A 12,259-nucleotide genomic window follows, 5' to 3' on the forward strand; every position below is an offset into this window, starting at 1 on the left:
GCCCCCTCCCACACGCTGCGAATGGCGTGGTCGGAACTCGCTGGGCGCCCGCGGGGTACCGGTATGCCCGGGGTTGGTGCCCCATGGTCTTTGGGTGGCAACTCGCGAACTCCGTCCGGTTGGGTCCACTGCGAGCGATGCGAAGTAATCGCCGCTCTTCCGGGGCCAGTTGTCGTGGAGCAGGGTCACGTTGTGAGCTGGTTTTCACTGCGCCCGCCACATGGTGGCAGGGAGGTCTGACAAACGGCCGCATGGCGCGGGCCGGACCCGCGGCACACCATTCACACGGACGAGTGCCGGGCCTGTGCGCCGCCCCACCATCGTTGCAAGCTCAGCACAGCAACACCACTCCCCGTCGCCTCCACCTGCCCCGTTCCTACCACAACTCCCATTCAGGGTGAAGTGGGCACTGCAGTCGCGACCCGCGCCCCCACCGACCGGTCCGGCTCCTCGCCACCTGCTGGGCATCGAGGGTGACGTTTCTACCGATCAGAAGGAGACCGCCTTGAGCCCGCACTCGCTGCTGACCGCCCGCCACCAGGTCTGACACAGCACGACTGCTATCCTCGGCGCCGAGGAGCTCCGTCAGGATCTGGGAGGGAGACGGACGGCCCTGGTGGCATGGCAAGGTGGGATCATTGAGGGGGATCGTCACCCTCTGTCACCAGCGCCTGTCACATCGACACCACCAACGACATCCACGCGGCAATCGTATCAGCGCCGTTGTACACCGTGACTTTACCACGAAGAACTGGGGCATGACCAAACGCTGGTGACTGCCAGTGCCGCCGCGGGGAGGGACTGTCATCCCGGACTTGCGATCGTGCCGAACCCTAATCCCCCCAGCGGCCGTACTATCGCCCTGAGGGCCAGACCTAGGGGGTCCCAGCCAATGCTCGTCGCCGTTCCGGGCCGAGCTCATCGTTGAGATCACCTCGAAGCACAATGCCAATCACACCGCCCATCAAGAAGGCGCGGCTATGCCACGGGCGCCAAGTCTCCGCCTCTACCTGCTCACTCGAACCGATGGACTCCGGCGGGCCCCGACCGTAAAGCCTCTTACGGGGAGGTCCCACGGACGATGTCGACCGAGTGGCTGGCAAGCCGGGGCAAGTTCGGCGCCCGCCGGATATCGAACCGCGCCCACGCCCGTCTCGAGTGAGCGATTTCCGACCACCGACGAGCCGGCTTCCCCCAGCGGTGTGGACTGACGGCGAAGGGGCCGGCCCCACCAGAACCAGTTGTTTTTTGTGGGACCGTGCCCCTCCGGGGGTCCCTTTCGTAAAGGGACCCGGCGCAGGTGCCGAGCGCTAGCACCGCACGCGCCGTCGTCGAAAACGCCGCCTCCACGAGCGCCTTCGCCGTCGCGCTACCAGCGCGATCGCACCGCACGGCGGCCACCATCGCGACCCCCAGGCCCAAGCCGACGGCACCCGCCGTCCCAGCCCCCCGCATGGAAGCGCTTTCATTACCCGCAACCCACCGTCGACGCCTCCACCGACGAACCCCACGTAAGTACGCCGTCTGGTAGAGCGCGAGGCCTGGCGCGGCCACTACGTCGCCCGTCCGGCTCACACGGACGACGAGGGCATCGACCCGCGCATCGCCCCCACTGTTTGCGAAGAACGCCCCTCCCGTGATGAAGCAAACTAGAGGCCGAGGAGCACCGCCGACCAGCGAGGAGCGTCACCGCAGTACCCACGCAGACCTAGACCGCAGCCACCGTTTTCTCTCCCGTCGGGCTCGCCCTGCCATGAACCGCGCACATCGGTTAGATAACAGCGCCCCGCGCCGGCCGAGGCGGCCGACCAGTTTTGCCGGCCGCGGCGGACGAGGCCGTGCCGACCAGGTAGACGAGGAAGATCGAGCCGACGAGGCCGGGCGGCAGCGAGAACGGCGCCTGCGCCAGGCGGTAGCCGATGACCGTGTAGACCGCGCCGAAGACGGTCATGAAGAGCGCGCCGATCAGGTACAGGCGCACCAGCAGCGGGTCGGACAGATGCCGTCCGACCGTACGGGCCAGGGCCCGCGGGGAGACCGAACCGGGCGTGAAGTGCCGCGCCTTGGGTATCAGCAGCCGGAAGACCAGCGCGCAGACCACCGCCAGGACGCCGACCGCCGCCAGGCCCGCGCGCCAGCCCCACGCCTGGGCCGTCCAGCCCGCGAGGATCCGGCCGGACATGCCGCCGATCGCGTTGCCGGCCACGAACAGACCGACCGCGCCCACCAGGGCCCTGGGCCGGACCTCCTCCGCCAGGTAGGCCATCGCCGAGGCGGGGACGCCCGCCAGCGCGGCGCCCTGCAGCGCGCGCAGCCCCACCAGCCAGCCGAGGTCCGGGGCGAAGGGCACCAGCAGCCCGACGAACGCGGCCACGCACAGCGCCGCCGTCATCATCGCCCGCCGTCCGTACCGCTCGGACAGGGCGCTCAGCGGGACGACCGCGAGCGCCAGCCCGCCGGTCGCCGCGGAAACGGTCCAGCTGGCCTGATCGGCCGTCACCCCGAGCCCGTCGGAGAGGGCGGGCAGCAGGGCCTGCGTGGAGTAGAGGAGGGCGAACGTGGCGACGCCCGCGGCGAAGAGCGCGAAGCTCATCCGGCGGTAGCCGGGGCCGCCCGGCACCATCCGGGAATCGGCGGCGGAGGAAGTGGGGGACGGCGAGGGGGAGGCATCCGCGCGTGCGACGACGACGGATGCCCCGGTATCGGCAGGAGGCATGACCACACCGTAGGCACGCCGCAATAAATGCGTCCAATGCATGGAACGGCCATAATCCATTCCGTGATGCATGAACGCAGGTCAGAACGGCCTCTGTCACCAGTTGGCAACAGAAAAGACATCCCTGTTACTGGCGAATTCTTGACGGCCGACATGGGCCCGGACTCCTGGGCGGCCACGCTCACGCCGCGCCTCGCGCAGTTCGCGGTCGTGGCGCGGCACGAGCACGTCACCCGCGCCGCGCGCCAGCTGGAGATGCCCCAGCCGACGCTCAGCCGCTCGATGGCCCGCCTCGAACAGGACATGGGCGTCGCGCTGTTCGCCCGGCACGGCCGGACGCTCTCGCTCACCGCCGCGGGCCGCACCTTCCTCGCCGCCGTGGAACGCGCCCTCGCCGACGTGGACCGCGCCGCCGAGTCCGTACGCGCCGACGCCGACCCCGCCGTCGGCAAGATCGCCTTCGGCTTCCTGCACACGATGGGCTCGGAGACCGTACCCGAGCTCATCCGCGCCTTCCGCGCCGACCACCCCCGCGTCCGCTTCCAACTCGTGCAGAACTACGGCGAGGCCATGATCGAGCGGCTCCGCGACGGCGACCTAGACCTCTGCCTCACCTCGCCCGTCCCGGACGCGCCCGACCTGGTCGCCCGCCGCCTCGACGAGCAGAAGCTGCGGCTCGTCGTGCCCGACGACCACCCGCTCGCCGTCCGCCGGCGCATCCGCCTCGCCGAGGCCTCGGCCGAGCTCTTCGTCACCCTCGAACCCGGCTACGGGCTGCGCCGGATCACCGACGCGCTCTGCGCCGAGGCCGGGTTCAGCCCGAAGATCGCCTTCGAGGGCGAGGACCCCGAGACGCTGCGCGGCCTGGTGGCCGCCGGGCTCGGCGTGGCCCTGCTGCCGCCGCCCGCCGTGCCGCGCCCCGGCGTGGTGGAGCTCGCCGTCACCGCGCCGCGCGCCGTCCGCGAGATCGGCGTCGCCTGGCTGGACGGCCACCCGGACACCCCGCCGGTCGCCGCCTTCAAACGCTTCCTGCTCTCGCGCCGCGGCCAACTGCTGCTCCACCGCTGAGCCGTGCCTCAGTGCCCGAGCGTCGTCCCGAACCCGTAGGCCAGCGGCATGCGCAGGCCCAGCGGCGGCGGTGCGGCCAGCGCGTCGGCCAGCGGCCGGGCGTAGGGGTGGCCGAAGAGCGACCCGCGCACGAAGTCGGCCGTCAGCGCCAGGACTTCGTCCCGGTGCTGCCGCAACCCGTGCCCGTCGGAGTGCACTTCGAACCGGCACACGTCCCGGTTGACCTTCTTGGCCCGCTCGGCCAGCCGGTAGGAGAGGTCGGGGTCGGTGCGTTCGTCGTCGGTGCCGTGGACGAGCAGCACCCGGCGGCCCTTGAGCTGGCGCACCCGGGTCGGGGTCGAGGACGGCCTCCGGCTCCGGCAGCCAGGGCGCGACGGCCACCACGCAGGTGACCGCCGGGTGTTCGGCGGCGCGCAGCGCGGCCCGGCCGCCCATGTCCGTACCGACCAGGCACACCGGTACGTCGCCGTAGCGCCGCACCACCTCCTCCACGGCCCACAGGGCGTCGTGCACGGGGTGGGCCGCCGAACCGTTCCACCCGCGGTGGCGGTAGCGGACCAGGTGCGTGGCCAGGCCCTCGCCGGCGCCCGCCCGCTCCAGCCGGCGGGCCAGCCGCCGCTGGGCGGCCGGGGGCCGGAGCGGCGGGCGGCGCGTCCCGGCCGCGCGGGCCCCCGGGCAGGATCAGGGCGACCCCGTTGACGGTGTCCCCGGGGCGGCCCGCCCCGAGGGGTTTGCCCAGGCCGGGGGAGGGGGCCTGGGCCTTTTGGATCTTCAGAAACCTCATGGGTCCCTGTGGCCCCACCGGACCCTGTGATTCCGTTGGCTCCGGCTGCGGCAACGCTTGCTGAACCATGGCAGACAACGATGGCAGAACGACGCACGCTGTCCACCCCGCCGACGGGTCACCGTTCCGTATCGTTCCGCCCTATCTACGCGCGTAGGGGCTACAGTGCCGAAATGACGAGCGAGACCACCAACCTCCCCGGGACCGTTCCCACGCCCGAACAGATCCGTCGCGCCCCGAAGGTGCTCCTCCACGACCATCTCGACGGCGGCCTGCGTCCCGCCACGATCGTCGAGCTGGCCCGCGAGACCGGCTACGACCGCCTCCCCGAGACCGACCCCGAGAAGCTGGGGATATGGTTCCGCGAGGCCGCCGACTCGGGCTCGCTGGAGCGCTACCTGGAGACCTTCGCGCACACCTGCGCCGTCATGCAGACCCGCGAGGCGCTGGTCCGGGTCGCCGCCGAGTGCGCCGAGGACCTGGCCGCGGACGGCGTCGTCTACGCCGAGGTGCGCTACGCCCCCGAGCAGCACCTGGAGGCCGGGCTCACCCTCGAAGAGGTCGTCGAGGCGGTCAACGAGGGCTTCCGCGAGGGCGACGCGCCGGGCGAAGGCGAACGGCCACCGCATCCGCGTCGGCGCGCTGCTGACCGCCATGCGGCACGCCGCCCGCGCCCTGGAGATCGCCGAACTCGCCAACCGCTACCGCGACTCCGGCGTCGCCGGCTTCGACATCGCGGGCGCCGAGGCGGGCTTCCCTCCCACCCGCCACCTCGACGCCTTCGAGTACCTCAAGCGCGAGAACAACCACTTCACCATCCACGCGGGCGAGGCCTTCGGCCTCCCGTCGATCTGGCAGGCGCTCCAGTGGTGCGGTGCCGACCGGCTCGGCCACGGCGTGCGGATCATCGACGACATCGAGATCGCCGAGGACGGCACGGTCAAGCTCGGCCGGCTCGCCTCCTACGTGCGCGACAAGCGCATCCCCCTGGAGATGTGCCCCACCTCCAACCTCCAGACCGCGGCGGCGACTTCGTACGCGGAGCACCCGATCGGCCTGCTGAGCAAGCTGCGTTTCCGCGCGACCGTCAACACCGATAATCGGCTCATGAGCGGGACCAGCATGAGCCGTGAATTCGAGCACCTGGTGGAGGCGTTCGGCTACACGCTCGACGACATGCAGTGGTTCACCGTCAATGCGATGAAGTCCGCCTTCATTCCTTTCGACGAGCGTCTGGCCATGATCAACGATGTGATCAAGCCGGGTTATGCCGAGATCAAGTCGGAGTGGCTGTTCCGCTAGGGCGGAGCCGCCGGTACGACTGACCGTCTATCGGCCCTGAATACAGCGGAAGTTGAACGACGCGGCCGGGAATTCAAATCTCCCGGCCGTGTCATTCGATGCGGGCCCCTCGTTGTCGTGACTAGGTTGCAAAGCCGCCCGGAATTCATCCATCACCGTCACGAGGACAGATCGCAGATGAAGCAGGGAACCATCAAGACCATCGGTGCCGCGGCCCTCGGCGCGGCCATCGCCGTCGCCACGGCGGGCACCGCGTCGGCCGCGGCTCCCCACGCGGGTCCGCTGGAGCGGGCGACCGGCATCGCGGCCGGTACGAGCCGCAGCCTTCCGATCGAGCAGGTCGCCCCGCTGCTGCCGGGCGGGCCGCTGATCGAGGCGGGGAATCGTGCGCTGGGGTCCTCGGCGATGAAGTCCACGGCGGCGGCTCTGGACAAGGCGTTCTTCCCGGCGCCTGCGCCGAAGGCGCCCGAGGCCGCGCCGCAATCCGCGCCGCAATCCGCCCCGCAGGCCGCGCCGGAGGCTGCCGCGCCCGCGGACAACAAGGGCAATGGCGGGCTGCTCGGCCTGGTGCCGTCGGGTGGCCTGCCGAAGGGGCTGTCGACGCCGAACCTGCTGGGCGGCAACCGCGGCTGAGGTGGGTGGGGGTTGCCCTACGGGGGTTTGCCCCTGTCCCGCCCTTTCACCGTTTCTCGCCGCGCTCCGCGCGGGTTGTCCTCAAGCGCCGGACGGGCTGTTTCAGCCCGTCCGGCGCTTGAGGACTTCGCCCGAAGGGCGGTTCCGGGCGAAGCCCGGTGAGAAACGGTGAAAGGGCGGGACAGGGGCAAACCTATCGGGCCACCCCCACCCGGGCGCGCGGTCGCGTCGGCGCCAGGCCCTGCGACGGCGTCGCGGCCGTCGCGGGAGGCGGCGGAACGGTGGGGGCGCAACGCCGCAGCCGGGCGCGCACGGCCGGCACCACCGCCACGTGCGCGAGAACAACCCCCACCACATTCAAAAGCAGCGCATCCAGATCCAGCACCTGCCCCACCACACCCCCCCGAACCACCTGCAACACCAGCGCGATCATCGCGCTCGTGAAGACCGTCCGGGCCAGCGAGCCCAGCGGGGACGCCGCGATCCGGCCGCCCGCCCAGGGCAGCAACACCCCGAGGGGGGCGAACGGAAGCACCGCCGAGCCGATCGTGCGCGCCGCCTCCCAGGGGCCCAGCGCCAGGTCCGCACGGAGCGTGGCGAAGGGCTCCAGGTGCGCGGCGGACACCCAGGGGGCGGACAGGGGTCGTACGGCCAGCCAGCCCACCACGACCAGGTGGGCGGCGAGGAGCACGCGGCCCGCGAGGCGGTAGCGGTGTCGTAGGGCGGGCGTACCGCCGTAACCATGACGCTGCACGCCCCACAGGACGCGGTGCGCGGGGCGCGCGGTTCCGGCCACGACGAGCCACGACGAGCGCCCCGCGCGTCGGGCGCGTCAGGCGCCCGGGGCGCTCTCCGGATGGGCGCGCGTCTCGTCCGTGCACGGGTACGCGCGCGGCGCCTCGCCGCCCGGGCCGCCCAGCAGCACCGTGTCCCGGCCGCCGGCCGCCGCCGTGCCCGCGAAGGTGCACACGATCTGTGACAGGGCCTTCGTCGACAGCGCGTCCGGCGCGGTGCTCAGGCGCAGCGTCCCCGGCGGGTCGTCCCGGCGCCCGCCGGCGACGGTGAGGTGCTGCGGCACCTCGCTGGAGAAGCCGGCGGACTCCTCCGCGGACGAGAGCGGGCGGCGCAGTTCGTCCAGGAGCACCTGGGCGACGCCCAGCGCCCCGCCGCGGCCGGGCGCCGCGACCGGCCGGACGACGGCCACCAGCTGGGAGGCGCACAGCAGCTGCACGGGCAGCGCGGTGCCGTTCCGCGGCGTGGCGGTCGCGGTGCCCGGCCGCACCAGGCACGTCGCCCGCGAGGGCGCGCTGCCGGCGTCGACGGGGACGGCGGTGCCCCGGATCCCGCATCCCGAGGCGAGTGCGCACACCGCGGACACCGCCGCGACGAACGCGGCCCCGCGTGCCGCGCGCCTCATGTGGCGTCCCCCCGCTCCGTACCCTCGCCGTCCGCGGCGTCGGGCCCGCCGTCCGCGGCGGAGTCGTCGCGGGGCAGGGTCAGGGTGAAGACCGCGCCGCCCTCGGGCGAGTTGGCGGCGGTGATCTCGCCGCCGTGGATGTGGGCGTTCTCCAGGGCGATGGACAGGCCCAGCCCGCTGCCCTCGGAACGCGGGCGCGAGGCGCTCGCCTTGTAGAAGCGGTCGAAGACGTGCGGCAGGACGTCCTCGGGGATGCCCGGGCCGTGGTCGCGGACCTCGATGACCAGCCGGTCGTCCACCGGGCGCACCTTCACCCGCACCGGCGAGCCGCCGTGCTTGAGCGCGTTGCCGATCAGGTTGGCGAGGATGACGTCCAGGCGGCGCGGGTCGAGCCGGGCCATGAACCCGCGCTCGGCGTCCAGTTCGACGGCGTCCAGCCAGGCGCGCGCGTCGATGCAGGCGGTGACCTGGTCGGCGACGTCCACGTCGTCCAGGACGAGCCGGGCCGTGCCCGCGTCGAAGCGGGTGACCTCCATCAGATTCTCCACCAGGTCGTTCAGCCGCCGGGTCTCGCTCACCACGAGCTGCACCGCGGGGGCGATCATCGGGTCGAGGGAGTCGGCCTCGTCCTCCAGCACCTCCGTGACCGCCGTGATCGCGGTCAGCGGGGTGCGCAGCTCGTGCGACATGTCCGCGACGAACCGCCGGCTCGACGCCTCCCGCGCGCTCAGCTCCTCGACCCGCTTCTCCAGCGATTCGGCGGCCTTGTTGAACGTGCGCGACAGATCGGCCAGTTCGTCGGTGCCCGACACGTCCAGCCGGGTGTCCAGCTTGCCCTCGCCGAGGCGGCGCGCCGCCTCCCCGAGCCGCTGCACGGGCCGCAGGACCGTCGAGGCCGCCGCCTGGGCGAGCAGGGCCGAGCCGATGAGGGCGAGGCCGGTGGCGATCCCCAGCGACCAGGCGAGCGAGTTGAGGTCCTGGCGCTCGTTCTCCAGCGACTTGAGCAGGTAGCCGGTGGGGCCGCCGCCGATCACCTTGGCCCCGCCGACGAGGTAGGGCTTGCCGTCGAGCGTGATCCGCTGCCAGTACAGGTGGTACGGGTACGGGTTCGAATCGTCGACCTTGCGCTCCCGGTTCACCGCGGTGACCAGCGACTTCGGCACGGCCTTCAGGGTGAACAGGTCGCGGTTGGAGGGCGCGGCGCAGTCGCCGCCGCCCTTGACCCGGCCGATCAGCAGCACCTCGTACTTCTGCGAGGTCGCCGCCATCCGGTCCGCGGCCTCCTGGAGCTCGGGGCAGGTCGGGGTCAGCGGCAGCGTGCCGGTGTTGTCCTGGAGCGACTTGCGGAAGTCGTCCAGTGCCGCGTTCTGGGTCCGGGTGAGGACCGCGTCGCGGTTGAGCCAGTAGGCGATGGCGGACGCGGACACGGCGGCGGCCAGCGCCACCAGCGCGAAGACCAGCATCAGCCGCAGCCGCAGGCTGATCCACCGCATGCTGAGCCGCATCAGGTTCCTGACCGCCGCCCAGCCCCGCACTCGACCGGGCCGTTCCGTCACTGTCTCGTCGACCTCGTCATTCACTGATGTCACTGCGGTGCTGTCACTGCGGTGAGTCGAGGCGGTAGCCGACGCCCCGGACCGTACGGATCAGGGTGGGGGAGGACGGCACGTCCTCGACCTTGGCGCGCAGCCGCTGCACACAGGCGTCCACCAGGCGTGAGTCGCCCAGGTAGTCGTGCTCCCAGACCAGCCGCAGCAGCTGCTGGCGGGAGAGCGCCTGCCCGGGGCGGCGGCTCAGCTCCAGCAGCAGCCGCAGCTCGGTCGGCGTGAGCTGGAGGTCCTCGCCGTTCTTGGTGACCGTCATCGCCGAGCGGTCGATCACCAGCGAGCCGAAGGTCGCCGAATCGCTGGACTCGCGCTCGCCGCGGCGCAGCACCGCGCGGATCCGGGCGTCCAGCACCCGGCCCTGCACGGGCTTGACCACGTAGTCGTCCGCCCCGGACTCCAGGCCGACCACGACGTCGATGTCGTCGTTGCGGGCCGTGAGCAGGATGATCGGCAGCTGGTCGGTGCGCCGGATGCGGCGGCAGACCTCGAAGCCGTCGATCCCGGGCAGCATCACGTCCAGCACGATCAGGTCCGGCCGCTGCTCGCGCAGCAGCTTCAGGCCGTCCTCGCCCGAGGCCGCGGTCACCACGCGGTGACCCTGGCGCGACAGGGAGAACTCGAGGGCCGTGCGGATGGCGTCGTCGTCCTCGATCAGCAACAGGAAAGGCACCCGGTCATTCTGGCCTACGTCAGGGCGGTAGTTCGACTTCCGCTCCGGCGCCCCCGCGCCCGGGCCCGTCGCGGGGCCCCACCGCTGTTGCACGGCTGTGACACTCGGCGGACAGCGCCATGAAACTGGCCCGGCAGGCTTCTGTTCACCGGGCGGAGAGCGGTCCGGACCACGGACCAACGGGCACCACCGACGGGGGGCGCGAGATGAACGCACTGCACACGATCACCACCGGCGCAGTTCGCACGCGCCTGCACGACGCGGCGACGGGCGGTCACGGGTACACCCGCGGCACCGGCCGGGCCCGTTCGCAGGGCATGTACCTGACCGCCATCGACGCGGCCGTCTACGGCGAGCCCGCCGCGCCGAAGGCCGCGGAGGAGAAGCGCACCGGTCCGGAGACGTCCCGCGCCGAGGCCGAGTTCACCGCGTACGTCCAGGAGCGCCGCGCCTCCCTCTACGCGACCGCCTACCACCTCACCGGCGACCGCCACGAGGCCGAGGACCTGCTCCAGAGCGCGCTGTTCTCCACCTTCCGCGCCTGGGACCGCATCACGGACAAGGCCGCGGTCGGCGGGTACCTGCGCCGCACGATGACCAATCTGCACATCAGCGCCTGGCGGCGCCGCAAGCTCAACGAGTACCCGACCGAGGAGCTCCCGGAGACGGCCGGCGAGCAGGACGCGATGCGCGGCACCGAGCTGCGGGCCGTCCTGTGGCAGGCGCTCGCGCCCGGCTGCCCGAGCTCCAGCGCACGATGCTGGTCCTGCGCTACTACGAGGGCCGCACCGACCCGGAGATCGCCGAGATCCTGGGCATCAGCGTCGGCACGGTCAAGAGCAGCATCTGGCGCTCGCTGCGCCGGCTGCGCGAGGACGAGGCCATCGGCTGCGGCCGGGGCGTCGAGGAGTCGTTCGGCGAGCTGGTGGCCTAGAACGACGGGGGGACCACGGGGGAAACGAGGGGGAGGAAGAAAGAGGGGGGGAACGGGGGAGGGAAAGGGAAGCGGGCGGACGGCCGGGGGGTCTGTCCGCCCGCTTCCGCGTTTGCCGGGCGATCGCCCGGCGGGGTTCCGGCGACCGTGCCGAGGGAGTTCCGGCACCCGCGCCGAGCGGGGCCCGGCGGCTCGCGCCGTACGGGCTCCGCGATGCGTTCGCCGCGGCGGAGCCGCACGGTCGTAACAGCCGCGCGCCCCTTTCGGGGCGCTGCCGAGTGGACTTCGTCCGACCTGCTCAGCGTCCGCTCTGTACCGGCTCCGCCGCCGCTTGCGCGGGCGGCGTGGCGGGCGGGGAAGCGACCCTTCTCGCACCGGCCGGCCGCCGCGGCCGCGATCCGGCCCATCGCGGCGTCCCGCCCGCAGGGGAACGCGCCGAGCGCGGTCTGCCGGGCCACGATCCCGCGCTCCCCGCGCATCAGCCGCAGCCCGCGGCGCACCAGGTAGAGCACGGGCTTGCGGGCCTCGCGCAGGTCGCGGGCGAGGCGGCGGCGGAACGTCGTCGACGGACGGCCGCGCAGGCACAGCGCGTCGGCCAGGACGCCCAGTTCGCGGCAGCGCCCGATGACGTCGGCGGCGAAGATGCCCTCCGCGACGAAGAGCGGGGTGCGGCCGATCTCCAGCACGCTCGCGCCCGTCCGGGAGCTGGTGCCGATGTCGTACACCGGGACCGAGGTGCGGGACGTGCGGCACAGCTCCTCGATCGCGGCCACCGCCGCGTCCCCGTCCCAGGACAGCGGGGAGTCCCAGTCGGCGCCCGAGCCGTCGGGGAGCTGGGGGAGCGTGGGGTCCGTGCCCTCCTTGTAGAAGTCGTCGAGGTTGAGGACCGGCAGCCCGGTCAGGGCGGCGAGGGACGACTTTCCGGAGCCGGACGGGCCGGCCAGCAGGATGACGCGCGCGTGCGGCGCGGAGGCGGTAGGACAGTCACGGAACACCAGTGTGACGCATTGACCCGCAGGGGGGATCCCCCCGGGTACGGATGTGCGCTGTTCGTGACGGTTCGGATACGCTGCGTGGGCTGAACGGTTTCCGCTCACGCCCCGGCAGGTGGTCATGGCCTCGCACGCA

The 12,259-nt window shown here is 72.3% G+C and carries 7 protein-coding genes and 5 pseudogenes; 5 read left to right on the forward strand and 7 right to left on the reverse strand.

Annotated features, from left to right (window positions below; all coding sequences use genetic code 11):
- The first annotated feature begins 397 nt into the window (after positions 1–397).
- A complete protein-coding gene (locus ABD794_RS04370) occupies positions 398–547 on the forward strand; it encodes a hypothetical protein (protein WP_344960980.1) in 150 nt (49 codons plus the stop codon).
- Positions 548–1,779: 1,232 nt separating this feature from the next.
- Here the strand turns inward: ABD794_RS04370 and ABD794_RS04375 are convergent.
- Positions 1,780–2,716: pseudogene (locus tag ABD794_RS04375) on the reverse strand (MFS transporter); the annotation flags it as partial.
- Between the two features lie 153 nt (positions 2,717–2,869).
- On the opposite strand from ABD794_RS04375, the gene ABD794_RS04380 reads away from it, so the two are divergent.
- Entirely contained in the window at positions 2,870–3,784 is a 915-nt protein-coding gene (locus tag ABD794_RS04380) for a LysR family transcriptional regulator (RefSeq protein WP_344961036.1), read from the forward strand.
- Between the two features lie 8 nt (positions 3,785–3,792).
- Here ABD794_RS04380 and ABD794_RS04385 read toward each other — a convergent pair.
- A pseudogene (locus tag ABD794_RS04385) lies at positions 3,793–4,568 on the reverse strand (alpha/beta hydrolase family protein).
- Between the two features lie 173 nt (positions 4,569–4,741).
- Between ABD794_RS04385 and ABD794_RS04390 the strand changes: the two are divergent.
- Positions 4,742–5,870 (forward strand): annotated as a pseudogene (locus ABD794_RS04390) (adenosine deaminase).
- A gap of 177 nt (positions 5,871–6,047) precedes the next feature.
- Complete coding sequence (locus tag ABD794_RS04395) at positions 6,048–6,503, forward strand: hypothetical protein (protein WP_344960981.1); 456 nt, start codon at positions 6,048–6,050, stop codon at positions 6,501–6,503.
- A 193-nt stretch (positions 6,504–6,696) separates the two neighbouring features.
- On the opposite strand, the gene ABD794_RS04400 is transcribed toward ABD794_RS04395, so the two are convergent.
- From ABD794_RS04400 to afsQ1, 4 genes are all read right to left on the reverse strand, one after another.
- Positions 6,697–7,257, reverse strand: coding sequence for a VanZ family protein (locus tag ABD794_RS04400; protein ID WP_344961037.1), 561 nt, complete (start codon positions 7,255–7,257; stop codon positions 6,697–6,699).
- A 78-nt stretch (positions 7,258–7,335) separates the two neighbouring features.
- Positions 7,336–7,920, reverse strand: coding sequence for a hypothetical protein (locus ABD794_RS04405; RefSeq protein ID WP_344960982.1), 585 nt, complete (start codon positions 7,918–7,920; stop codon positions 7,336–7,338).
- Positions 7,917–9,425, reverse strand: coding sequence for an ATP-binding protein (locus ABD794_RS04410; protein ID WP_344960983.1), 1,509 nt, complete (start codon positions 9,423–9,425; stop codon positions 7,917–7,919). The genes ABD794_RS04405 and ABD794_RS04410 overlap by 4 nt, the downstream gene beginning before the upstream one ends.
- A gap of 94 nt (positions 9,426–9,519) precedes the next feature.
- Entirely contained in the window at positions 9,520–10,197 is a 678-nt protein-coding gene (gene afsQ1 / locus ABD794_RS04415; RefSeq protein WP_199893074.1) for a two-component system response regulator AfsQ1, read from the reverse strand.
- Positions 10,198–10,403: 206 nt separating this feature from the next.
- Between afsQ1 and ABD794_RS04420 the strand changes: the two are divergent.
- Positions 10,404–11,131, forward strand: a pseudogene (locus ABD794_RS04420) (SigE family RNA polymerase sigma factor).
- A gap of 341 nt (positions 11,132–11,472) precedes the next feature.
- On the opposite strand, the pseudogene ABD794_RS04425 reads toward ABD794_RS04420, so the two are convergent.
- Positions 11,473–12,075: pseudogene (locus tag ABD794_RS04425) on the reverse strand (ATP-binding protein); the annotation flags it as partial.
- Positions 12,076–12,259: the final 184 nt, after the last annotated feature.

The sequence above is a fragment of the Streptomyces thioluteus genome (assembly GCF_039535865.1).

Excerpts from the sequence above, each read along its gene's own strand:
- ABD794_RS04380 (WP_344961036.1), top strand. The coding sequence starts at position 2,870 with ATGGGCCCGGACTCCTGGGCGGCCACGCTCACGCCGCGCCTCGCGCAG.
- ABD794_RS04410 (WP_344960983.1), bottom strand. The coding sequence starts at position 9,425 with ATGCGGCTCAGCATGCGGTGGATCAGCCTGCGGCTGCGGCTGATGCTG.
- ABD794_RS04405 (WP_344960982.1), bottom strand. The coding sequence starts at position 7,920 with ATGAGGCGCGCGGCACGCGGGGCCGCGTTCGTCGCGGCGGTGTCCGCG.
- ABD794_RS04395 (WP_344960981.1), top strand. The coding sequence starts at position 6,048 with ATGAAGCAGGGAACCATCAAGACCATCGGTGCCGCGGCCCTCGGCGCG.